Origin of the sequence: Paraburkholderia phytofirmans, from assembly GCF_046028095.1 — a bacterium.
Taxonomy (GTDB): Bacteria; Pseudomonadota; Gammaproteobacteria; order Burkholderiales; family Burkholderiaceae; genus Paraburkholderia; species Paraburkholderia phytofirmans_A.
Genome location: NZ_JAQQDJ010000013.1, coordinates 233,613 through 255,813, shown reverse-complemented (window position 1 = coordinate 255,813; position 22,201 = coordinate 233,613). Strand labels below are relative to the sequence as shown.

The window sequence follows — 22,201 nt, the reverse complement described above, 5'->3', positions numbered from 1 at the left end:
TGATGAGGCGGCGCGTGTGTTGCAGGGCGTGCCTTGACTCCGGCTCAGGTTTCGAGCCAGACGTTTTCCGCGAACATGAAGCCCATCAATCCGGCGAGCGGAATCGATCCAAGACCCTTGAGCTTGTTCGTATACGCATCGAGCGAACTCTGGAACAGCGGAATGCCGGTGCCACCCGTTTCATGCACCAGCACCTGCATGTCGCCGTAAATCTTCTTGCGCTTGGCGTCGTCCGGTTCGCCGCGTGCCTGAATCAGCAACTGGTCGAACTTCGGGCTCTTCCAGTTCGCTTCGTTCCACGGTGCGTCCGACTTGTAGAACTGCGTGAAGATCACGTCGGCGCTCGGCCGCGCGTTGACATTGCCGAAACCCAGCGGATGCTTCATCCAGTGATTCGACCAGTAGCCGTCGGCCGGCACGCGCGACACCTGCAGATTCAAACCGGCTTGCGGCGCGACCTGCTGAAGGAACATCGCCATCTCGACCGAGCCTTCCGCTGCCGGCGACGCGAAAATCTGGATCGGCGCGCTGCCTACCTTGGCTTTCTGGAAGTGGAACTTCGCCTTGTCCGGATCGAATGCACGCTGCGGCAAGCCGGCCAGGTAGTACTTGTTGGTCGGATCGATCGGCTGGTCGTTGCCGATCGTGCCGTACCCCTGGAAGATCGCTCGGCGCATCTGTTCGCGGTCCTGCAGGTACATCATGCCTCGACGAAAATCGTCGTTGCCGGTAATGCCGCCTTCGTCTCGAACCACGAGGTCGGTGTACAAACCCGTTTTCGTCTCCAGCACCGAGAAGCCACCGGCGCCTTTGATCTGATTGGTCGAACGCGGGCTCACCGCGTTGATCAGTTGCACGTCGCCGGAGAGCAGCGCGTTCACGCGCGCCGATTCATCGCCGATGCCGATCAGTTCGATCTCGTCGAGATGCGGCATGCCCGGCTTCCAGTACTTCTCGTTTTTCACGCCGACGGTACGTACGCCCGGCGAGAATTCCTTGACCTTGAACGGGCCGGTGCCGATCGCGGTTTTGAAATCCTTGGTGCCGTCCTTGATGATCTGGAAATGCGAGGTGGCGAGGATCACCGGCAGATCGGCATTCGGACCCTCCAGCGTGATCGTCACTTCATTCGGGCCGGTGGCCTTCACTTCCTTGATCTGGTCGGCGAGTGTCTTCGCTTTCGAAGCGGTGGCCGGATCCTTGTGACGCATGATCGAGTAGACCACGTCCGCCGGCGCGAGCGCTTTGCCGTCGTGGAACTGCACGCCGTTGCGCAGCTTGACGACCCACACCGTGGCGTCTTTCGTATCGAGCGAGGTCGCGAGCGACATCTTCGCGCCGAGATGCGAGTCGAGTTCGGTCAGGCAGTTGTAGAACATGAAGCCACGAACGTAATCGGTGCCGAGCGCGCCCTTCGCGGGATCGAGCGTATCGGCCGCGGAGGCGGACTGCGTCGCCACGCGGATCTTGCCGCCCTGCTTCGGCGTGGCTTGCGCCAGCGCCTCACCGCTCGCGGTCAGAAGACCGGCGCCCGTCACCGACATCATCCCGGCTGCGGCCATCGCGCGCAGCACACCGCGCCGCGACGCACCTTTGGCCGTCAACCGCTCCAGCTCGCTGCCGAGATGAAGAGCGCCATGTTGCGAGTTTTCCTTATTCATCGAACTTCTCCGCGAGGGTGAACAGTGGGGGTGAGCAGACCTGGCTGCGTGGTTTTAATTGCCAATCGAACAACGAACGATCAATAAAAAATGTCTTTGATACGGTAGTACGTGCCTACCAGCGGCAGGAACCAGGGCTTGCCGGTATGGCCGGGAATCGCGGGCCACTCCGACTCACGCCACGGGTTTTTATCTTCGTGGCCGTCCATCACGTCGGCCATTACCTGGCCCATGTGCGTCGACATCTGCGTGCCGTGGCCGCTATAACCCATCGAGAAATAGATGCCGTCGTGCTGCCCGGCATGCGGCAGACGGTCGGCGCTCATATCCACCAGACCGCCCCAGCAATAGTCGATGCGCGCGCTCGCGAGCGTCGGGAACATCGCGGCGAGGCCTTCCTGCAAAATGCGTCCGCTCTTCGCATCCGACGGCCGTTCGGACGCCGTGAAGCGCGCGCGGCCGCCGAACAGCAAACGCGAATCAGGCGTCACGCGAAAGTAGTTGTGCATCAAACGCGTGGTCGTGTACGCGCGCCGGTTCGGAAACACTTGCGCCAGCAACTCGGGCGACACGGGCTCCGTCACGACGATGAACGAACCGACCGGTGCGAGGCGCCGCCGATACCAGCCGAACGGACCATGCCGCGACGGACCGGTCGCGATCAGCACCTGCTTCGCGCGCACTTCACCGCGCGCCGTGGTAATCCGAAAGCCGCTGCCGTCTTTCGCGATGGCGGTGACCGCCGCGTTCTCGTATAGCTTCGCGCCGCGACGCACCGCGGCCTCGGCAAGACCGACCGTGAACTTGCCCATATGCATCTGGCCGCCGTGCCGTTGCAGCAACCCGCCATGAAAACTGTCGGACTGGATTTCGCTGCGGATACAGCTGCGGTCGATTAGTTCGATATCCGTATCGACTTCGCGGCGAATCGCCTCCGCCGTCTTCTCCAGATGCGCGAGGTGATGCGGCTTCGACGCCAGCTTCAGCTTGCCGGTCGCGATGTAATTGCAGTCGATGTTCTCCTCGCGGATCAGACGCTCGACTGTATCGACCGCATCCGAAAACGCGCGGTAGCAGGCGCTCGCGCGCTCCACACCGAGTTGCGCGACCAGCGCGACGAAGTCCTGCGCAACGCCGGTATTGACCTGCCCGCCGTTGCGCCCGGAAGCGCCGCCGCCGATGCGGCCCGCGTCGAGCACGGTCACCGCGGCACCGCGTTTGCCCAACGCTTGCGCCGCCGACAGCCCGGTGAAGCCGCCGCCGATCACCACCACGTCGGTCTGGCCGTCGACCGGACCCTCGCACGCCGAAAGCAGGGGCGGCGCGGTGTCGAGCCAGTAGGAATCGAGCTTCATCCGGTCTGTCCTTGAAATGGGCAATGAGCGTGAAAACCGGCGCTTACAGGCCGAGTTCCGAAGCCAGATGCGGAATGTCGTTGACCTCGTAGTACTGGTAGTACGGCGTCGACGGTTCGTGGCCGCGCTTGACGAAGGCCTTGTGCTTGATGCCCATGTCGTGCGCGGTCATCAGGTCGTAGCGCAGGCTCGACGACACGTGCAGCACGTCTTCCGGATTGCAGTTCAACTGGTCGAACATGTATTCGAAGCCTTGCATGCGCGGCTTGTACGACTGCGCCTGCTGGGCGGTGAATACCCTATGGAACGGCGCGCCGAGCTTGTCGACGTTGCTCTGGATCTGATCGTTCGAAGCGTTCGAGAGAATCACCAGCTTGTACTTCTTCGCGAGGCGGGCGACGCCTTCCGGCACGTCCGGATGCGGACCCCAGGTCGGCACGGCTTCATAGATGCTCTGGGCGCCCGCTTCGTTGAATTCGACGTTCATGCGCTTGCAGGCGCGGCGCAGTGCATTGACCACCACATCGCGGTACGGCTTCCATGCGCCGAGCACTTCATCGCGACGATAGCCCGAGTAGAACGCGATGAGCTTTTCCAGGTCTTCACCGTTCAGCAAGTGGCCGTACTGTTCGCGCGTCATGTCGGCCATGTGGAATTTCGTCAGCGTGCCGTAGCAGTCGAAGGTGATGTATTTCGGTTCGAATTCGATCATGGTGCAGTCCTATCGTGATGGTGAACTCGCTATGGGAGCTCATTGGCGAAAACAGTGATTGCTCATCCCTGTTAAAGATTTAATCAGCGCAAAAACATAGATGTTCCTGATTAGGGCATTGCTGGTGACACAAACCATGCGTTTTAAGGCCGCTGACAGCACAGAATGCGGCGATCGGGCTGAAAGCCTTGCCCAGATTGGGTTTGCGGCCGGAACGCCAGGCGCGCATCGGGTGTTCAGGCGCGCAGGTCGATCAACACGCTTTTGAAACGCAGGTTGGCCTCGTAGGCCTGGCGGCCCAGGTCCTTGCCGATGCCGGAACGCTTGAACCCGCCCGTGGGAATCATGAAGTCCGAAGTGCGGCCATAGCGGTTGACCCACACCGTGCCCGCTTCCAGCCCGCGCACGAAACGCAGTGCGCGGCCGAGGTCGGCGGTATGGACGCCGGCCGCAAGGCCGTACTCGGGATGCTGCGCGAGCGCGAGCGCTTCTTCTTCGGTATCGAAGGTTTGCAGCGTCAGCACCGGACCGAAGACTTCTTCCCGCACCGCTTCGGAGTGAGCCGTGACGTCCGTCAGCAAGGTCGGGGTGTAGAACGCGCCGTCCGCGCCACCGTCGGTGCGCACGCCGCCGTAGCGCAACGTCGCGCCGGCTTCCAGCGTGCGCCCCACGATGCCCTCGATGCGGGCCGCCTGCGGCGCCGAGATGATCGGCGAGAGCGTGGTGCCGGCGGCCCACGTCGCGCCGGGCTTCAATTCAGCGAAGATCTTGCCGATGCGTTCGGCCAGCGGCTCCGCAAGACTTCGCTCGACCAGCAGACGCGAACCCGCCACGCACACTTGTCCCGCGTTGCCCGTGATCGCGCCGGCGATGCGGCGCGCCACGTCGTCCAGACGCGGCGCGTCGGCGAAGACGATTTGCGGGCTCTTGCCGCCCAGTTCCAGCGTGACCGGCTTGGTGCCGCTTTGAGCGCACGCGGACATGATCGACGCGCCGGTGCGCGTGGAGCCCGTGAAGGTAACTTTGCTGATCTTCGGGTGACGCACCAGCTCGTCGCCGGTCACTCGGCCGTCGCCCTGGATCACGTTGAATATGCCCGCGGGCACGCCCGCCTGCACGGCCAGTTCCGCGAGCCGCAAGACCGAGAACGGCGTCATTTCCGAGGGCTTGAGCACGACCGCATTGCCCGCCGCCAAAGCCGGGGCGATCTTCCACGAAGCCATGACCAGCGGGAAATTCCACGGCGCAATCGCGCCGATCACGCCGTAGGGCTCGGCGAGCGTCATGCCGAGATGATCGTGATCGGTGGCCGCTACGTCGCCGCCCAGCTTGTCGGCGAACTCGGCGTAAAAGCGGATGCCTTCGGCGGTGAACGGCACGTCCCAGCCGATCGCCTGGGCGATTGGACGCGTCGAGCCGACTGCTTCGAGCCGGCCAAGCGTCGGTGCGTCGGCTTCGACCAGTTCGGCGAAGCGGCGCAGGATCTTCGCCCGCTCACGCGGCGCCATGCGCGCCCAGCCACTGTGTTTGAATGCCTGCCATGCGTTTTCGACCGCGCGGTCCACCATGGCGGCATCGGCGAGCGGCACCGACGCGTACACCACGCCGTCCGAAGGCCGCGACACCTCGATGCGGCGCTCGCCCGCCTCGACATATTCCCCGCCGATGTAATGTCCGCTGCGAATCGCGACGTCGTCCGGATTGAAGCTGTCCATGAGCAAGGTTTCCTGTATGACTGGCTGGTGGTCCGTGCGGTGCGTTTCGTGAACGCTTCCGCGATGACAAAATCGTAGAGCCGCGGGCGTGGCATATGTCGCCGACAAAAATCGTTCCGCAGCAGAACTCACCTGTAATGCGCGCCCAGACCTGGCGTTTTGCATCGAATTTCACTGCGGCCCTTGCCGGGGGCCGCGATAAAAAGATCGTCCTAGTCACACCGCGCACCGGATGACACAGTGACGGCGTAAGCCTTCAGTCAATCAGGGAGTACGGCGTGTCCGATTCGATTACCGATTCGATTACCTATAGACGTTTCACCCTCGACGACATTGCCGCCGCGCACGCGTTGACGGTCGAACTCAAATGGCCGCATCGCGCGGACGACTGGAGATTCGTCGTACAGCTGGGCGTGGGTTTTGTCGCGGAAGACGCGAGCGGCGTGATCGGCACCGCGCTGTGCTGGAAATACGGCGCCGAGCGTGCCTCGCTCGGCATGGTGATCGTCTCGCCGGCGCAGCAAGGGCGCGGCATCGGCAGAAAGCTGATGGAGCTGGTGCTCGAAGAACTGGGCGGCCGCGTGACGTTCCTGCACGCCACCGCCGCCGGCCAGCCGCTCTACGAAAAGCTCGGCTTTCGCGCAACCGGCACGCTCGACCAGCATCAGGGCGCGGCATTCCAGCCGCCGCTCGTATCGCTGCCGCCTGGCGAGCGGTTGCGCCCGCTCGGTTCGAGCGACACCGCGCGGCTCGTTGAACTGGCGTCGCGGGCCAGCGGTCTGGATCGCGGCGAAGTGTTGCCCGCGCTGCTAGGCACCGCCGACGGCATCGCGCTAGACCGCGACGGCGAACTGATCGGCTTCGCGCTGTTTCGCCGCTTCGGACGCGGCTTTGCGATCGGTCCAGTGGTCGCGCCCGCCTCGGAAGATTCGAGCCGCGCCAAGGCGCTCATCAGCCACTGGCTGGCGCTGAACGAAGGCGTGTTCGTGCGTATCGACACACCGGGCGAAAGCGGTCTGACCGAATGGCTGGAACAGTTGGGCCTGCCGCGCGTGGACACGGTCGTCAAGATGGTCCGCCCCGCCACGCCGGGCGAGCCCGCGAGCGGCGGGCAGGACGCGCATTACCTGCAATACGGCATCATCAACCAGGCGATCCTCTAACCCATCATGGCCTTCCTCTATAAAGCCGATCCGGCGCGCGGCGCGCAGTGGGCGAAACTCTTCGCGCAAAAGGCGCCCGAGTTGCCGTTCCATATCTGGCCCGATCTCGGCGATCCGGCCGCGATCCGCTATCTCGCCGCCTGGCAGCCGCCGGAAGATCCGACTCGCACCTTTCCTAATCTGGAGGTCGTGTTCTCGGTGGGCGCCGGCATCGATCAGTTCGATCTGTCGGGCGTGCCGGAGCATGTGCCCGTCGTGCGCATGATCGAGCCGGGGATCGTCGAAGGCATGGTCGAATACGTCACGCAGGCCGTGCTGACGATTCATCGCGATCTGTTCGACTACGGCCTTCAGCAACAGCAGCAGGTCTGGCGCGAGTTGCCGCTCAAGCCTGCCAGCCAGCGCCGCGTCGGCGTGCTTGGGCTCGGCGTGTTGGGCACGGCCGTGCTGGAAAGGCTGCGCTTGTTCGGCTTCGACTGTGCGGGATGGAGCCGTTCTCCTCGCGAGATCGAAGGCGTGGCGTGTTATGCCGGCGAAAGCGCGCTGGATGCGTTTCTCGCGCGCATCGATATCCTCATTTGCCTTCTGCCGCTCACGCCCGCCACGCGCGGGCTGCTCGATGCGGAGCTGTTCGCGAAGCTGCCGCGCGGTGCGTCGTTGATTCAAACCGGTCGCGGTCCGCATCTGAATCAGCAGGATCTGCTGGCCGCGCTCGAGAGCGGCCAGTTGCAGAACGCCATTCTCGACGTGACCGATCCGGAGCCGTTGCCCGCCGGTCATGCGTTGTGGACGCATCCACGCGTACGCATCACGCCGCATATCGCCAGCGCGACGCGGCCCGAAACCGCAGTCGAAGTGGTGCTGGAGAACCTGCGCCGCCATCGCGAAGGCTTGCCGATGCTCGGCCAGATCGACCGCGCGCAAGGCTATTGAGGGCGGCACCGCATGAAACGCCCGCGCGGCGCGGCTTTTCAGCGTCCGCAGCAGAAAATGCCAAGACCGTGCATCAAAACGCGTCGTGCGCGCTTTTCAGGCAAATGTTTAGGTGAGCGGGCGATCGTCGCTGATCAGTAGTATGGAACGGTCAACAGCCCCTTTCCGCGACGAGAAACCATCATGCCGATTCAATCGCTCATCGAAGCCGACCGCAAGCATCTGATTCACCCGGTCATCAACTACCGCGCGCACGAAGCACGCGGCGTCACCGTCCTCGAATCCGCCAGCGGCGCGTTTCTGCGCGACGCGGCCGGCAACGAACTGCTCGACGCGTTTTCCGGACTCTGGTGCGTGAATGTGGGCTACGGCCAGCAGAGCATTGTCGACGCCGCCGCCGCGCAGATGCAGAAACTGCCCTACGCGACCGGCTATTTTCATTTCGGCTCGAAGCCGGCCATCGAACTCGCGCAGAAGCTGGTCGAGGTGTCGCCCGCTTCGCTGCAACACGTGTACTTCACGCTCGGCGGGTCTGACGCGGTCGACTCGGCGCTGCGTTTTATCACGCATTACTTCAACGCCACGGGGCGGCCGTCGAAGAAGCACATCATCGCGCTGCAACGCGGCTACCACGGCTCGTCGACGACCGGTGCCGGCTTGACCGCCCTGCCCGCGTTCCACCGCAACTTCGACTTGCCGCTGCCGAACCAGCATCATCTGCCGTCGCCGTACGCGTACCGCAACGATTTCGCCGACGACGCGGCGCTGATCGCCGCCTCTGTGGCCGCGCTCGAAGCGAAGGTGGCCGAGCTCGGTGCCGACAACGTCGCCGCGTTTTTCTGCGAACCGATCCAGGGCTCGGGTGGCGTGATCGTGCCGCCGGTCGGCTGGCTCAAGGCCATGCGTGAAAGCTGCCGTAAGCTGGGCATTCTGTTCGTCGCCGATGAAGTCATCACCGGTTTCGGCCGCACGGGTCCGCTGTTCGCCTGCCAGGGCGAAAACGTCGAGCCGGATCTGATGACGGTGGCCAAAGGTCTGACCGCGGGCTATGCGCCGATGGGCGCCGTGCTGATGTCGGACGAAATCTATCAGGGCATTGCCGACAGCGACGCCGAAGCCGTGGTCGGCCATGGCCATACGTATTCGGCGCATCCGGTGAGCGCGGCGATCGGCCTCGAAGTGCTGCGCCTGTATCACGAAGGCGGCCTGCTCGCGAACGGCGTGGCGCTCGCGCCGCGTTTCGCGCGCGGTCTCGACGCGCTGCTCGCGCATCCGCTGGTGGGCGACTCGCGCCACCGCGGCCTGCTCGGCGCGCTCGAACTCGTCGCCGACAAGGACAGCAAGGCGGGCTTCGACCCGGCGTTGAAACTGTCCGAACGGATCGCCGCCGCCGCGTATGAAAACCGCCTGATTTTCCGTGCTTTCGGCGACAACATCCTCGGCTTCGCACCGGCGCTCTCGTACACCGAGGCCGAGTTCGATCTGATGTTCGAACGGCTTGAAAAGACGCTCGACGACGTTCTCGCACACGCCGATGTGCGCGCCGCGTTGAAGGTCAAAACTCATGCCACCGCATGCTAGAGTAGAGGGCCATCCCAGCCCCACACACCGATCGCCGGAGCGACAACGTTACGATGAGCAGCGACTGCAAGCTAGACCGGATTGACCTGCGCATACTTTCCCAATTGCAGAAGAAAGGCCGCATAACCAACGTCGAGCTTGCCGACACGGTCGGGCTGTCGCCCAGTCCTTGCCTGATCCGCGTCAAGCGTCTGGAGAAAGCCGGCTACATCATCGGCTACGGCGCGCAGATCCAGCTCGAAAAGCTCGGCGACGTGCAGATCGTCTTCACGGAAGTCACGCTCGCCGATCATCGGCGGGAAGACTTCATCAAGTTCGTGAATGCGATTCGCGACGTCGACGAGATTGTCGAGTGCCATCTGGCGAGCGGCGGCTATGACTACCTGCTGAAGTTCGTCACGCGCAGCGTGAGCCACTACCAGAGCATCGTGGAAGGACTGCTGGAACGCGATATCGGTATCGAGAAGTACTTCAGCTACGTGATCATCAAGTCGCCGTTCGTGAAGAGCCATTACCCGCTCGAAACGCTGTTCTCGCAGAATCATCACTAGGCGTTGGCTTGTTTGATCGGCCGGATCTTGCCGTCGTTCAGCGTGCAGTATTCAACGTTCGGCAACGCCGGCCATGTTCACGCCGGGCGCATCGTCGCCTGGCGCATTTCCTGGCGCATTTCCTGGCGCATTTCCTGGCGCATTCCCTTGCGCGAATTCCTCGCTCAGAAAGTCCACACAAACCCGCACCTTCGCCGATTGCGCGAGCCGCGCCGGATACACCGCCCACAGATTCGCCGGTTGCGTGACCTCGGGCAGCACCTGCTGCAGCTGCCCGCTTTCGAGCAGCGGCCGCACGTCCCACATGGAACGCAGCACGATGCCGCGTCCGGCCAGCGCCCACTCCACCGCCACTTCGCCGTGATTGGTCGACAACGGTCCGGTGACCTTGATCGACACGGTCTCGCCGCGCACCGTCAAACGCCACAGACCGAACGGATGGTCGCGCTCCTTGATCGCGAGACACGCATGCGAGGACAGCTCGGCAAGCTGGCGCGGCGCGCCATGCCGCGCGATGTAATCGGGCGACGCGCACAACACGCGATGATTCGACGCGAGCCGCCGCGCGATCAGATGCGGCGCGATCTCGTCGCCGATGCGCACGTCGAGGTCGAAGCCTTCGCCGCCGACATCGACGAGACGGTCGAACAGATCGAGCCGCACGCTCAATTGCGGATAACGCTCGGAGAAACGCGCGAGCGCGGGCGCGACGAAGCGCCGGCCAAAGCCGAAGCTGCTGGAAATGCGCAGCTTGCCGCCGGGAATGCGGCGCGTGGTGGAGACGTCTTCCACGAGTTGATCGACGTCGTCGAGAATCTTTTCGGCCCACGTGTAGACGCGCTCGCCCGCCTCTGTGATCGCGACCCGGCGCGTGGAACGGTGCAACAAACGCGTACCGAGCGTAGTCTCGAGCACGTTGATGCGTTTGCTGACGTAGGCCGCGGACACCGACATGGCCTCCGCCGCCGCGCTGAAACTGGATTTGCGCGCCACTTCGCAAAACACGCGCAAATCGCCGAGATCGGGTGATGGGACGGCGTTCATGGATCGATTGCTCGCATCTGGGTTTGTACACGAATCGTGCACAGTGGCTTAACTAAAGCGACCATTTTAGTCTCAAACAGCAGGAATAAAATAGCCGTTGTCGAATCGTCCAGAAGCCCCAAACAGACCCAAGCGGAGGAGCACAACATGTCGAAGAAATATCGGATCGCAGTCATTCCCGGCGACGGCATCGGCGTCGAAGTCATGCCGGAAGCCATTCGCGTGCTGGAAGCGGTGAAAACGCGCTTCGGCATCGAGCTGGAGTATCAGCACATTGAATGGGCGAGCTGCGAGTACTACGCGAAGCACGGCAAGATGATGCCGGACGACTGGAAAGCGCAACTGCAATCGGCCGACGCGATCCTGTTCGGCGCGGTCGGCTGGCCCGACACGGTGCCCGACCACATTTCCCTGTGGGGCTCGCTGCTGAAGTTCCGCCGCGAATTCGATCAGTACATCAACCTGCGCCCCGCACGCCTCTTTGCCGGCGTGCCTTCGCCGCTCGCAGGCCGCAAGGCGGGCGACATCGACTTCTGGATCGTGCGTGAAAACACCGAGGGCGAGTACTCGTCGGTGGGCGGCGTGATGTTCGAAGGCACGGAGCGCGAATTCGTGCTGCAGGAATCCGTCTTCACGCGGCACGGCAGCGAGCGCGTGCTGAAGTTCGCGTTCGATCTCGCGCAACGGCGCGAGCGCAAGAAGATCACCGTCGCGACCAAAAGCAACGGCATCGCGATCAGCATGCCGTGGTGGGACAAGGTCGCGGCCGGCATCGCCGCGCAGTATCCGGACGTGACGTGGGACAAGCAGCACATCGACATTCTCTGCGCGCGCTTCGTGCTGAGCCCGGATCGCTTCGACGTGGTGGTGGCCACCAATCTGTTCGGCGACATTCTGTCCGATCTCGGCCCTGCCTGCACCGGCACGATCGGTCTCGCGCCGTCGGGCAATCTGAATCCGGACCGCAAGTTTCCCTCGCTGTTCGAACCGGTGCACGGTTCGGCGCCCGACATCGCCGGCAAGAACATCGCCAATCCGATCGCGATGATCTGGTCGGCCGCGATGATGCTCGACTTCCTCGGCAATCACGAGGGCAAGGAACGCGAGGCGCACGACGCGATCCTCGCCGCCATCGAAGCAACGCTGGTGGAAGGCCCGCATACCGGCGACCTCGGCGGCAAGGCGAACACCACCGAAGTCGGCCAGGCGATCGCGGCAAAACTCGCCTGAGTCTTTCGTTCACTCTCTGCCAGGACAACTCGCATGAGCATGGAAGCCTACCCCATCGAAGTCGAATTCCCCGATATTTCGGCACACGAACAATCGGCATCCGGCATCGCCTACGTGCATACGTTCGACTCGGGCGCGCCGGGTCCGCATGTGATGATCAATGCGTTGACGCACGGCAATGAAGTGTGCGGCGCGATCGTCGTCGACGAATTGCTGCGGCGTGGGTTGCGGCCGCGGCGCGGGCGTCTCACGCTGGCGTTCGCGAACGTCGACGCTTATCAGAGTTTCGATCCCGCGCAGCCCGATGCCGCCCGCTTCGTCGATCAGGATTTCAACCGCGTGTGGACCGCCGCGGTGCTCGACGACACCTCGCGCACCTCCAGCGAATTGGCTCGCGCGCGCGCCATGCGGCCGGTAATCGACACGGTCGACGCCCTGCTCGACCTGCACTCCATGCACGAGAAGAGCAAGCCGCTGATCGTGGCCGGACCGCTGCAAAAAGGCATCGATCTCGCCGTGCGGCTCGGCACGCCGGCCACCGTGATCTGCGACGAAGGCCATCCGGAAGGCCGCCGCATGCGCGACTACGAAGGTTTCGGCGACTCGTCCAGCCCGAAGAACGCGCTGCTGATCGAATGCGGACAGCATTGGGAACAGAGCGCGGTTGCGGTCGCGCGCGACACCACCGCGCGCTTCCTGCTGCTGGCCGGCGTGATCGACGAAGCGGATCTGACGGAAGGTTGGCTCGCGACGTTGCCGCCGGTGCAGCACATCGTCCGCGTGACGCAGCCGGTGGTGGCCACCACTATGGATTTTCGATTCGCGGCGCCCTACACGGGTCTCGAGATCTTCCCCCAGGCCGGCGCCGTGATCGGCTGGTCCAACGGCGAGGCGGTCACCACGCCCTACGACAACTGCATGCTCGTCATGCCTTCACTGCGGCAACTGCGGCCCGGCGTGACCGTCGTGCGGCTCGGCAAGATCGAGCAGACCGTGACGAACAACTCAACCAGCAGCCAGTGAAACGGCCCGTTCACACTCAAAAGGTAATGTGAAGATGAAGGTACAGCAGCTCAAGCAAAGCGTGAATCTGCAGAATCTCGAAGACTGGGGCAAGGTTGGGTTGCCCGGCACGACGCCGATTCAGGTGTCGGGCGTGCAACGCGTTATCAAGGGCAGCGAAGCCGTCGATACCGGTATCTTCGAATGCACCACCGGCACGTACCGCCGCTCGATCAAGCAGGCCGAAGTGATGCACTTCATCGCGGGACGCGGACGCTTCACGCCCGATAACGAGGAAACCATTCACTTTCAAAGCGGCGATACGCTCTTCTTCGAAGCCAATACCGAAGGGCTTTGGGAAGTCGAGGAAACCATGCGCAAGGTCTACGTAATCTTCTGAACGCCGCGTCACGTGTTACTCCGGGCGCCGTGCCGCACTGAACCCTCTGCGGCCGGCGCTCATCTTTGTCACCCGCATATCCCGGCGTCCATGCGCCGCGGTCGCTTCCCTCATCAGCGCCGTCCAGCACGGCCTGCCAAATCGACGCCCCTGCGCCACAGTGTCGGGTAATCCCGCGTTGACCCTTCGTTGCCAGATTACTTACAGTTCAATGTTTGTTCACATATAGAATCGCAGTTCTTTATACGAACAAACAGCGGCCCTAGTCCAGGCGGCACGGCGCGTTCGGCGCAGCACCGGCGGGTTGCCCGTCCGGGTACTATTCGCTGTCGAAGCGCACCGCTTCTAAAACGGCGCCCGATCGTATAGAAAAGAACAGGCTCGTTCGCGCGAGCCTTTCCGTATTTCGTAGTCAGGAGACAACCATGAACCGCAGCACCGCTGTGAACGTTCAGACCTTTATCAACGAGCATCCGTTTTCGCCGTTCCAGTGGCTCGTGTTCTTCATGTGTTTCATCATCGTCCTGCTGGACGGTTTTGACACGGCCGCGATCGGCTTCATTGCGCCTTCGCTGATCGCCGAATGGGGCATCACCCGGCCGGCGCTCGCGCCCGTGCTGAGCGCGGCGCTGTTCGGCCTCGCCTGCGGCGCGCTCGGTTCGGGACCGCTGTCCGACCGCCTCGGGCGACGTTCGCTGCTGCTCGGCTCAGTGCTGCTGTTCGGCGTGGCGTGCCTCGGCTCCGCCTTCTCGACCAGCATCGAACAACTGACGACACTGCGCTTCATCACCGGCGTCGGTCTCGGCGCGGCCATGCCGAACGCCGTGACGATGATGGGCGAATACTGCCCGGACCGCCGCCGCGCAACGGTGATCAACCTCATGTTCTGCGGCTTCCCGCTCGGCGCCGCCTTCGGCGGGTTCCTCGCGGCGTGGATGATTCCGCATTTCGGCTGGCGCAGCGTGCTGCTGCTCGGCGGCATCACGCCGCTTCTGCTTCTGATCGTGCTGGCGATCAAGATGCCGGAATCGGTGCGCTACATGGTGGCCAATAACAAACCGGTCGAACGGATTCGCGCGGCGCTCGCGCGCATTTCGAGCGAAGCCGCGCAAGCAGGCAGCTTCATCATGACCGAAACCGCGCCGCAAACCGGCGGCAAGGGTATGGCGGTGGTGCTGTCGCGCTCGTACATCATCGGTTCGGTGATGCTGTGGATCGCCTATTTCATGGGCCTCGTGATCTTCTACGCGTCGATCAACTGGATGCCGATCCTGCTGAAAGACGCCGGACTCACGCCACAGCGCGCGACGCTGATTTCCGCTCTGTTCCCGCTCGGCGGCGTGGGCGCCGTGCTGTGCGGCGTGCTGATGGACCGCTTCAACGCGAACCGCATCATCGCGGCCTGCTATGCGTTGACGGCGGTGAGCGTGTATTTCATCGGCCAGGCGGTGGGCAACGTGGGCGCGCTGGTGTTCATCGTGTTCGTCGCGGGCGTGTTGATGAATACCGCGCAATCGTCGATGCCCGCGCTCGCCGCCGCGTTCTACCCGACCGAAGGCCGCGGCACGGGCGTGGCGTGGATGCTCGGCATTGGGCGCTTCGGCGGGATTGCCGGCTCGTTCCTCGTGGCCGAACTGACGCGACGCCACTTTTCGTTCGCGGGCATCTTCGCGATGGTCGCGGTAGCGGGTCTGCTTTCGTGCGTGGCGTTGCTGATCAAGCAGGCGGCGCGGCCGCATGTGGCGAATGTGGGTGCGCCGAAGGCGGAGTCGTTCGGGCATTGAGGGGGTGAGTCGAATGCGTGCCTAATCGACTCAAATCATGAGTCGATTAGCTCCCACGAGGCTGAACGACCGGTTGCACGTGATTCTGAGGCCGGATTCGGCGTAAAGCTGTTGTCCCTGGCAGCGAGGCGTTCGCGACTTTCCCGATAAACTACGCGCTTGTTGACCCGTGCCCATCTAACCACAGGATTCAGGGAATGAAACGCGTAGTCGTATCCGCGCTGCTTGCGGCGTGCCTCGTGCAGCCGGCCGTTCAAGCCGTTGCGCAAACCGTCAGCGATCAATGTTTTGCGATCGGCGACATCGCCGGGCAGGTCGCCTCGTGGCGCGCGCACAAAAAGACCAAGGCTCAAGCGCTCGATCAGGCCGCCAGGTACTACAAGGATGCGGCCGACCGGCAAGCGGTCAGCGCCATCATCGAGAAGATCTACAGCCCGGACGCGCCGCGCATGACGCCGGATCAGGCCAGCATGGCGTTCACGTCGGATTGTGCGAACCGTAATGCGCAGACGCCCAAGCAATAGCGCCTGTGCTTGCGCTTGCAACTGCCGCTAGCGTTTGCGCAGCGCATCCTGCTACGTCAGCGCGTTGCCGAATCGGTTCGGTCGATCGACCAGCCGGTTCATGCGCCCTTCCACGCGCACACGTCGCCCGTTCTCAACAGCGCATTGCCGAGCACGAACAACGCGTCAGCCGAAGCCGGTGCGTGCACAGGCTCCGCGCCGAAATTGAACGCAAAGGTCAAACCGCCGCGCTGCCGAATGCGCAAGCCTTCCGCCAATAGCCGCGTGTCGATCCCGGCCTCGTGCGCCGCCTGCCGCAATACCGTGCGATGCAACGCATGCGACAACCAGCCCGCCACATAGCGAACCCTGCCGTGCGAGAGAAGCGCCGGCCATGTGTCGTCGAATTGCGCGTCGACATGCGTGCCGCCATTGGCCCGTACGTGCTCGCGCCAATGCATCGCCACACCGTCCGTGCCGTCGATCGACACTGCGGGCGCCAGCGTGGGCCGCAGCGTTTCGACTTCGAGCACCTGCATCGGCAGAACGCGTTGCAAGGCGCCGGGCGGCAGCGTGGACGGAATGGCGAAGCTGTCGGTTTTCGAGCCGCTGCGCGGGCCGAAAACCCATTGCGCTTCGCTCCGCTCGATCTGATGGACCAGCGCGTCGTCGATCACGGCGATGCTCGGCACGACCACTAACGCATAGCCCGTCAGATCCGCGCGGCTCGACACGATATCCACGTCGAGCCCGAGTTCGCGCAACGACTCGTAGTAGTCGAACGCCAGCGTCTGATAGTCGAAGGTCTTGCCATGACGCTGAATCTCGAACATCCATTGTGTCTCATAGTCGAATACGAGCGCAACAGCCGCACGCGACGGCGCTTTGAGTTCCGATAGCGCCGCACAAGCGGCAATCTCGCGCGCCGCCTGCTGCACCTCGAGGCCGCCCGGCGACAGTTCGTTGTTCGGCAGATTGAGGCCCGAATGCATCTGCTCCTGCGCATACGGACACTGACGCCAGCGGAAATACGACACCAGTTCCGCGCCATGCGCGAACGCCTCGTAAGCCCACAACCGGACCATGCCTTTCGCCGGCACCGGATTCCACGGCGCCCAGTTGACCGGTCCGGCTTGCTGCTCCATCACCCAGAAACGGCCGCCGCCGATCGCCCGATAGCGGTCATGGTCGAACGCGGAAACGTCGGGATGCGCGGTGCGCGCGTAACGCGCCTTCTGCTCGTCGGGCAGCGCGATCGATTCGGTGCGCGCGATCGGATAGCTGTCCCACGCGGCGACATCGAGCGCGTTGTCTTTGGCGAAGCGGTAGTGATCGAAGGTGGTAAAAAAGCCCATGAAGTTGTGCAGCAAATCCGCCGATGGCGCATGCTCGCGCAACACATCGATCTGCTCGCGATGAAAACTCGCCACCTCGTCCGACATGAAGCGGCGGAAGTCGAGCAGGTGAATCGGATTGGCATCGGTGGGCGTGAGATTCGGCAAGCCGATCGCCTCGAACGACGGATACTCCATGCTCCAGAACACGTTGCCCCACGCGTCGTTGAGCGCCTCGACGGTTTCGTAGCGGCGCCGCAGCCATTGATGAAAGTGCGCGAGCGCCGCAGGCGAATAGCTAGGCACGGTATCGTGACAGCCGAGTTCGTTATCGGTCTGCCACGCGACGATGGAAGGATGACGTCCGTAGCGCTGCGCCATCGCCGTGACGAATCGCACGCACTCGCGCCGATAGGTTTCGCTGGATATATCGTAGTGGCGGCGCGAACCGAAATTCCAGCGCGTACCGTCGGCGCGTACCGGCAGTACTTCCGGATAGGCGTCGATCAGCCACTTCGGCGGCGAAGCGGTCGGCGTACCGAGCACGAGTTTCAGGCCCGCATCCGCCAGCGTGGCGACGGCTTCATCGAGCCATTCCCACTCGAATTCGCCGGCGCGCGGCTCCATCCGGCTCCACGCGAATTCGGCAATCCGCACATGCGTGATGCCGAGCTCGACCATACGCTTCGCGTCGTCGGCCCACATCGTGCGCGGCCATTGTTCCGGGTAGTAACAGACACCAAGTTGCATGAGAAAGTCTCGTTGTTAGATGACGTCGAACAGGCGCTTAGCCCTTGCTTGCGCCGAAAGTCAGACCGGCGACGAAATGTTTCTGCATCGCGAAGAACATCAGCACGGAAGGCAATGCGGCCAGCACTGAACCCGCCGCGACCAGATTCCATGCGGTCGTCCATTGGCCCTTGAGTGCAGCAACCCCCACCGTGATCGGCGCGGCATCGTCGCCTTGCGTGAGACACAGCGCCCAGAAGTAGTCGTTCCACACGAACGTGAACACCAGAATGCCGAGCGCGGCGAGCGCGGGACGGATCAGCGGCAGCACGATGCGCAGGTAGATGGTCCATTCGCTCGCACCTTCCACGCGCGCGGCCTCGATCATTTCGAACGGCAGCTGTTTGATGAAATTGCGCAGAAACAGCGTGCAAAAGCCGGTCTGAAACGACACGTGGAAAATCACCAGCGCCCACACGCTGTTGAAGAGTCCGACCTTCAATGCCATGTCGCGTACCGGGATCATCAGGATCTGGATCGGCACGAAATTGCCCGCGACGAACGCGAACAACACGGCTGTATTGCCTGGAAACCGATAGGTCGCTAAAGCAAAACCCGCCATCGACGCCAGCACGATCGCGCCGATCACCGAAGGCACCGTGATCAGCACACTGTTAGCGAAGTAATGCAGCATCGGCGTTTGCGTCAGCGCGGCGCCGTAGTTTTCGATCAGCGCGAAGTGTTTCGGCCAACCCCAGTAATCGCCTTGCGAAAGCTCGTCGGAAGAGCGAATCGACGTGACGAGCACGGCCAGCATCGGCAGCAGCCATATCAGCAGCGCGATGGGCAGCGACGCTTTATAGAGCCTGCGATTAAGCGGTTTCCAGCGTTCGACGGGAAGCGGATACATGACGCGTAACTCCTGAAGATCAGCGTTCCTCGCGCAGCATGCGGCGCAAATGGAACACGATGTAGACGAGCATGATGGCGAACAGCACGACGGCAATCGCCGCGGAATAGCCTTCGCGGTAGTACTTGATGGCCTGGTCGTACATGTAATAGGCGAGCACGGTGGAGCTGTCGAACGGACCACCGCCGCTCATCACCGCGATCAGGTCGAAGCTGCGCAACGCGCCAATCACCGTCAGCACCACGGCCATGAACGTGGCCGGCCGCAACTGCGGCAGGATCACGTGCCACAGCAGCTTCACGCCCTTGGCGCCTTCCATGCGCGCCGCCTCGACCACTTCTGGATTGATGCCGGTAAGGCCCGTGAGATACAGCACCATGCAGAACGGCGTTTGCGGCCACAGTGCGGCGAAGACGATGCCGAACGTCACCGTGCGCGGATCGCCGAGCACCGGAATGCCGTGACCGACGATCAAACGCAGCAAGCCGAAGCCCGGGTCGTAGAACCAGCTGAACACGAGACCGACCACCACGCCGGAGAGCACGAACGGCGCAAAAAATAGCGACTTGACGACGAGCATGCCACGGATATGCTGGTTCAGATACAACGCAAACAGCAGGCCGAGCGGCGGCGCGAGCAGAAACAGCGCTAGCCAGATGAGGTTGTTCTTCAGGGCCGTATAGAAAGTGTCGGCGTGGAACAGCTCGATGTAGTTATCGAAACCCGCGAAGGTTTTCGGCGTCATGCCGTCCCAGTGATAAAAGCTGAGCGAAATGCTGCTGATGATCGGATACACCACGCACAGGCAGAACAACGCACAGCCCGGCAACAGGAAGAAAAACGCGGCGCGGTGCTGATGACGGCGCGTCGTCGAGACGTGACGGTGCGAAGCCGCGGGCAAGCGGCGCGCTGCGGAATGAGACATGGATCGGGCCTCGGTGAAGAGCGAAGGCGAATCGAAGACGAGCGCCGGCCGTTGCTACGCCGCCGGCGCTCCAGGGCTGACTTCTTTACTTCTGGTAGATGCGCTTGCGGGTCGCTTCGAGGCGCACGAGCACGGCGTCGAGCTGCGACGGATCGCTATAAAACTGCTGCATCGCTTTCATGCCTTCGTCGGCCATTTCCTTCTGCATGTCGCGATCGTAGAACTGCGCGATACCGCCCTTCGTGTTGGCGAGCGTCTGGAAGCCGACCTTGGAAATGGCGTCTTCGGGCTCCGCCGACTGGCTGTTCGACGGCAGTTGGCCCCAGCCCTTCGCGAGATCCGCGTTGATCTGCGGCTGTTCCATGAAGGCGAGCAGCTTGCGCGCATCGGCCTTGTTCTTCGCTTTCGCGGGAATCAGCAGCACATTGACCGGACCGTCTTCAGCCATCGGCACATTGGCGTCGATTACCGGGAAACGGAAGAAGCCGGTTTGCGGTTTGAGGTTCGCCGGGATGCTCGCGGAGAAGAACGTGCCCATCAACATCATCGACGCCTTGCCGTTCACGAGAAACGGCGCGATCGAATCGAGGTCGTAAGAGAGCGCGTTGTCGATGAAGTAGTGATCGTCGATCAGCGTTTTCCACGCGGTGTAGACCTTTTTCACGCGCGCGTCGGTGTACGGAATTTCGCCGGCCATCAATTGCTGGTGGAAGGCGTTGCCGTTGATGCGCAGATCCAGGTAGTCGAACCAGGCGGCGAGCGTCCAGCTATCGCGCGCGGCTACGGCGATCGGCGCGACGCCGCTGGCTTTCAGCTTCTTGCAGGCGTCGAGGAATTCATCCCACGTCTTCGGCTCGCTCTTGATGCCGGCTTTCTCGAACAGATCCTTGCGATAGAAGAAACCGTATGCGTCGTAGCCGAGCGGCGCCGCGTACTGTTTGCCCTTATACGTCGACGCTTCTTTCACCGACGCATACTGCTGCGACCAGCCGTTCTTGCTCCAATCCGGCGACAGGTCTTCGAGCAACCCGCGCTGCGCGTAATACGCCATGCGCTCGCCGTCGTGCCATGAGACGACGTCAGGCGGATCGGTGGCGAGCCAGCCGCTCATCTGCACCTTGTACGCTTCTTCGGTGATGTAGGTCACTTTGAGATCGACATCGGGATTGGCTTTCTTGAACTTGTCGAACGCGTCCTGCCATGTCGAGCGTTGATTACCGCGCGCCGATACATTGACGTTGAGCGTGGCTGCGTCGACGGCGGCACAGCAGAGCGAGCCGGCAACCAGCGCGGCTGCGATCGACACGTGTGCAAGACGGCGAAGGCGAAGAGCAATCATCTTGTGTCTCCTTGATACCTTGTTGGCCGGCAGCGAACGGCTGCCGGCGATGTAACCCGCTCTGTGGCGGAATTCGGCTTTGATAAATCATTGGGCGCTATCTGCGCTCATGAACGGGAACTCAGGCGGCGGCCCGTTCGGGCTCGAACGCGCTTCGCCGCAGTGCAATCCCATCCGCGTCGAACAGATGACACGCGGAAGGCGGAACGTGGATGGCGATGCGTTCGCCTGAGCCGATCGGCGTATCGCCCGCAGCCTTGGCGATCAGCGTGCCTGCTGCATGATCCGCGTGAATGTAGCTGTGCTCGCCGAGCCGTTCCGATAGCACTGTCGTGCACTGAACGAATTGACCGTCGCCGTCGAGACGCAAATGTTCCGGCCGCACGCCGAGCGTGACCGGCTGGCCGCGTTGCAGGCGTTGACCATCGACCTGGGCGATCAGCCGCTCGCCGCTTTGTGCCAGCGTGACCGTTACGCTGCCAGGTTCGATTGAGTCGACCACGGCGTCGATGAAATTCATGCGCGGCGAACCGATGAAGCCCGCCACGAAGCGCGACTTAGGATGGTGATACAACTCGAGCGGCGCGCCGCTCTGCGCGATGCTGCCAAAGCGCTCCGCATCCGCGCCGGCGTGCAGCAGCACGATGCGGTCGGCGAGTGTCATGGCTTCGACCTGGTCGTGGGTCACGTAGACCACGCTCGCATTGGCGAAGCGCTGATGCAGGCGCGCGATTTCGACTCGCGTCTGGCCACGCAGCGCAGCGTCGAGATTCGACAGCGGCTCGTCGAACAGGAACACACCAGGCTCGCGCACAATCGCGCGGCCGATTGCGACGCGCTGCCGCTGCCCGCCCGAAAGCGCCTTCGGATAGCGCTGCAAATAATCATCCAGTTGCAGGATGCGCGCGGCTTCGCGCACTTTGGTATTAATTACGTCCTTGGGTTGCTTCGCGAGCTTAAGTCCGAATGCCATGTTGTCGAACACGGTCATGTGCGGGAACAACGCGTAGCTCTGGAACACCATCGCCACGCCGCGTGCCGCCGCGGGCACGTCATTCACCAGGCGTCCGCCGATGTGCAACTCGCCTTCGCTCAAATCTTCGAGACCGGCGATCATTCGCAGCAGGGTCGACTTTCCACAACCCGAAGGGCCAAGAAAGACACAGAACTCGTGCTGCCCAATTTCCAGATTCACGCGCCGGATCACCGGCGGATGGTCACCGTACGACTTTTGCACGTTCGTCAAACGAATTGCTGCCATGTTGCCTCCTCCGGATTTAACCGCTTAAATTTCTGTGAAAAATAAGTGGCCAACCCTTGCACGGCAGGC

General features: G+C 62.8%; 19 protein-coding genes. 9 read left to right on the top strand and 10 right to left on the bottom strand.

What is annotated here, in order from left to right; translation table 11 throughout:
* Nucleotides 1-44: 44 nt before the first annotated feature.
* The 4 genes from PQR54_RS31060 to PQR54_RS31045 all read right to left on the bottom strand — a co-directional run bounded on the left by PQR54_RS31060 (nucleotide 45) and on the right by PQR54_RS31045 (nucleotide 5,443).
* The gene (locus tag PQR54_RS31060; RefSeq protein ID WP_408252470.1) at nucleotides 45-1,661 is read right to left on the bottom strand and encodes an ABC transporter substrate-binding protein; all 1,617 of its coding nucleotides are present in this window, start codon (nucleotides 1,659-1,661) and stop codon (nucleotides 45-47) included.
* Nucleotides 1,662-1,741: 80 nt separating this feature from the next.
* Nucleotides 1,742-3,016 (bottom strand): NAD(P)/FAD-dependent oxidoreductase, encoded by a 1,275-nt coding sequence (locus tag PQR54_RS31055; protein ID WP_408252468.1) that lies wholly within the window; start codon nucleotides 3,014-3,016, stop codon nucleotides 1,742-1,744.
* Between the two features lie 43 nt (nucleotides 3,017-3,059).
* Nucleotides 3,060-3,728 (bottom strand): haloacid dehalogenase type II, encoded by a 669-nt coding sequence (locus tag PQR54_RS31050; protein WP_408252466.1) that lies wholly within the window; start codon nucleotides 3,726-3,728, stop codon nucleotides 3,060-3,062.
* Between the two features lie 236 nt (nucleotides 3,729-3,964).
* Nucleotides 3,965-5,443, bottom strand: coding sequence for an aldehyde dehydrogenase family protein (locus PQR54_RS31045; protein WP_408252464.1), 1,479 nt, complete (start codon nucleotides 5,441-5,443; stop codon nucleotides 3,965-3,967).
* Nucleotides 5,444-5,733: 290 nt separating this feature from the next.
* Here PQR54_RS31045 and PQR54_RS31040 point away from each other — a divergent pair, with 290 nt between their 5' ends.
* From PQR54_RS31040 to PQR54_RS31025, 4 genes are all read left to right on the top strand, one after another.
* Nucleotides 5,734-6,606 carry a GNAT family N-acetyltransferase gene (locus tag PQR54_RS31040; protein ID WP_408252502.1) on the top strand — a complete coding sequence of 291 codons (873 nt, stop codon included), beginning with the start codon at nucleotides 5,734-5,736 and terminating at the stop codon, nucleotides 6,604-6,606.
* A 6-nt stretch (nucleotides 6,607-6,612) separates the two neighbouring features.
* On the top strand, nucleotides 6,613-7,539 hold the full coding sequence (locus tag PQR54_RS31035) for a 2-hydroxyacid dehydrogenase (protein ID WP_408252462.1): 927 nt from the start codon (nucleotides 6,613-6,615) through the stop codon (nucleotides 7,537-7,539).
* 183 nt (nucleotides 7,540-7,722) lie between these two features.
* Complete coding sequence (locus tag PQR54_RS31030; RefSeq protein ID WP_408252460.1) at nucleotides 7,723-9,120, top strand: aspartate aminotransferase family protein; 1,398 nt, start codon at nucleotides 7,723-7,725, stop codon at nucleotides 9,118-9,120.
* A gap of 53 nt (nucleotides 9,121-9,173) precedes the next feature.
* The gene (locus PQR54_RS31025) at nucleotides 9,174-9,671 is read left to right on the top strand and encodes an Lrp/AsnC family transcriptional regulator (RefSeq protein ID WP_408252458.1); all 498 of its coding nucleotides are present in this window, start codon (nucleotides 9,174-9,176) and stop codon (nucleotides 9,669-9,671) included.
* Nucleotides 9,672-9,722: 51 nt separating this feature from the next.
* On the opposite strand, the gene PQR54_RS31020 is transcribed toward PQR54_RS31025, so the two are convergent.
* A complete protein-coding gene (locus PQR54_RS31020; protein ID WP_408252456.1) occupies nucleotides 9,723-10,715 on the bottom strand; it encodes a LysR substrate-binding domain-containing protein in 993 nt (330 codons plus the stop codon).
* 147 nt (nucleotides 10,716-10,862) lie between these two features.
* Between PQR54_RS31020 and PQR54_RS31015 the strand changes: the two genes are divergently transcribed.
* From PQR54_RS31015 to PQR54_RS30995, 5 genes are all read left to right on the top strand, one after another.
* Complete coding sequence (locus PQR54_RS31015; protein WP_408252454.1) at nucleotides 10,863-11,945, top strand: tartrate dehydrogenase; 1,083 nt, start codon at nucleotides 10,863-10,865, stop codon at nucleotides 11,943-11,945.
* 33 nt (nucleotides 11,946-11,978) lie between these two features.
* Nucleotides 11,979-12,968: a M14 family metallopeptidase gene (locus PQR54_RS31010; protein ID WP_408252452.1), complete on the top strand. Its 990-nt coding sequence runs from the start codon at nucleotides 11,979-11,981 to the stop codon at nucleotides 12,966-12,968.
* 34 nt (nucleotides 12,969-13,002) lie between these two features.
* Entirely contained in the window at nucleotides 13,003-13,347 is a 345-nt protein-coding gene (locus PQR54_RS31005) for a cupin domain-containing protein (protein ID WP_408252450.1), read from the top strand.
* A 425-nt stretch (nucleotides 13,348-13,772) separates the two neighbouring features.
* On the top strand, nucleotides 13,773-15,131 hold the full coding sequence (locus PQR54_RS31000; protein WP_408252448.1) for an MFS transporter: 1,359 nt from the start codon (nucleotides 13,773-13,775) through the stop codon (nucleotides 15,129-15,131).
* Between the two features lie 197 nt (nucleotides 15,132-15,328).
* On the top strand, nucleotides 15,329-15,655 hold the full coding sequence (locus PQR54_RS30995; protein WP_408252446.1) for a hypothetical protein: 327 nt from the start codon (nucleotides 15,329-15,331) through the stop codon (nucleotides 15,653-15,655).
* 98 nt (nucleotides 15,656-15,753) lie between these two features.
* Here the strand turns inward: PQR54_RS30995 and PQR54_RS30990 are convergent, their stop codons facing one another.
* The 5 genes from PQR54_RS30990 to PQR54_RS30970 all read right to left on the bottom strand — a co-directional run bounded on the left by PQR54_RS30990 (nucleotide 15,754) and on the right by PQR54_RS30970 (nucleotide 22,132).
* Entirely contained in the window at nucleotides 15,754-17,718 is a 1,965-nt protein-coding gene (locus PQR54_RS30990; RefSeq protein WP_408252444.1) for a beta-galactosidase, read from the bottom strand.
* 37 nt (nucleotides 17,719-17,755) lie between these two features.
* Nucleotides 17,756-18,607 (bottom strand): carbohydrate ABC transporter permease, encoded by an 852-nt coding sequence (locus PQR54_RS30985; RefSeq protein ID WP_134463219.1) that lies wholly within the window; start codon nucleotides 18,605-18,607, stop codon nucleotides 17,756-17,758.
* A 19-nt stretch (nucleotides 18,608-18,626) separates the two neighbouring features.
* Nucleotides 18,627-19,532, bottom strand: coding sequence for a carbohydrate ABC transporter permease (locus PQR54_RS30980; RefSeq protein WP_408252441.1), 906 nt, complete (start codon nucleotides 19,530-19,532; stop codon nucleotides 18,627-18,629).
* Between the two features lie 85 nt (nucleotides 19,533-19,617).
* Complete coding sequence (locus PQR54_RS30975; RefSeq protein ID WP_408252439.1) at nucleotides 19,618-20,871, bottom strand: ABC transporter substrate-binding protein; 1,254 nt, start codon at nucleotides 20,869-20,871, stop codon at nucleotides 19,618-19,620.
* A 121-nt stretch (nucleotides 20,872-20,992) separates the two neighbouring features.
* Nucleotides 20,993-22,132: an ABC transporter ATP-binding protein gene (locus PQR54_RS30970; protein ID WP_408252437.1), complete on the bottom strand. Its 1,140-nt coding sequence runs from the start codon at nucleotides 22,130-22,132 to the stop codon at nucleotides 20,993-20,995.
* Between the last annotated feature and the right edge of the window lie 69 nt (nucleotides 22,133-22,201).

Coding starts and splice junctions, on each gene's coding strand:
- PQR54_RS31060 (WP_408252470.1), bottom strand. CDS start 1,661: ATGAATAAGGAAAACTCGCAACATGGCGCTCTTCATCTCGGCAGCGAG.
- PQR54_RS31055 (WP_408252468.1), bottom strand. CDS start 3,016: ATGAAGCTCGATTCCTACTGGCTCGACACCGCGCCGCCCCTGCTTTCG.
- PQR54_RS31050 (WP_408252466.1), bottom strand. CDS start 3,728: ATGATCGAATTCGAACCGAAATACATCACCTTCGACTGCTACGGCACG.
- PQR54_RS31045 (WP_408252464.1), bottom strand. CDS start 5,443: ATGGACAGCTTCAATCCGGACGACGTCGCGATTCGCAGCGGACATTAC.
- PQR54_RS31035 (WP_408252462.1), top strand. CDS start 6,613: ATGGCCTTCCTCTATAAAGCCGATCCGGCGCGCGGCGCGCAGTGGGCG.
- PQR54_RS31030 (WP_408252460.1), top strand. CDS start 7,723: ATGCCGATTCAATCGCTCATCGAAGCCGACCGCAAGCATCTGATTCAC.
- PQR54_RS31025 (WP_408252458.1), top strand. CDS start 9,174: ATGAGCAGCGACTGCAAGCTAGACCGGATTGACCTGCGCATACTTTCC.
- PQR54_RS31020 (WP_408252456.1), bottom strand. CDS start 10,715: ATGAACGCCGTCCCATCACCCGATCTCGGCGATTTGCGCGTGTTTTGC.
- PQR54_RS31015 (WP_408252454.1), top strand. CDS start 10,863: ATGTCGAAGAAATATCGGATCGCAGTCATTCCCGGCGACGGCATCGGC.
- PQR54_RS31010 (WP_408252452.1), top strand. CDS start 11,979: ATGAGCATGGAAGCCTACCCCATCGAAGTCGAATTCCCCGATATTTCG.
- PQR54_RS31005 (WP_408252450.1), top strand. CDS start 13,003: ATGAAGGTACAGCAGCTCAAGCAAAGCGTGAATCTGCAGAATCTCGAA.
- PQR54_RS31000 (WP_408252448.1), top strand. CDS start 13,773: ATGAACCGCAGCACCGCTGTGAACGTTCAGACCTTTATCAACGAGCAT.
- PQR54_RS30995 (WP_408252446.1), top strand. CDS start 15,329: ATGAAACGCGTAGTCGTATCCGCGCTGCTTGCGGCGTGCCTCGTGCAG.
- PQR54_RS30990 (WP_408252444.1), bottom strand. CDS start 17,718: ATGCAACTTGGTGTCTGTTACTACCCGGAACAATGGCCGCGCACGATG.
- PQR54_RS30985 (WP_134463219.1), bottom strand. CDS start 18,607: ATGTATCCGCTTCCCGTCGAACGCTGGAAACCGCTTAATCGCAGGCTC.
- PQR54_RS30980 (WP_408252441.1), bottom strand. CDS start 19,532: ATGTCTCATTCCGCAGCGCGCCGCTTGCCCGCGGCTTCGCACCGTCAC.
- PQR54_RS30975 (WP_408252439.1), bottom strand. CDS start 20,871: ATGATTGCTCTTCGCCTTCGCCGTCTTGCACACGTGTCGATCGCAGCC.
- PQR54_RS30970 (WP_408252437.1), bottom strand. CDS start 22,132: ATGGCAGCAATTCGTTTGACGAACGTGCAAAAGTCGTACGGTGACCAT.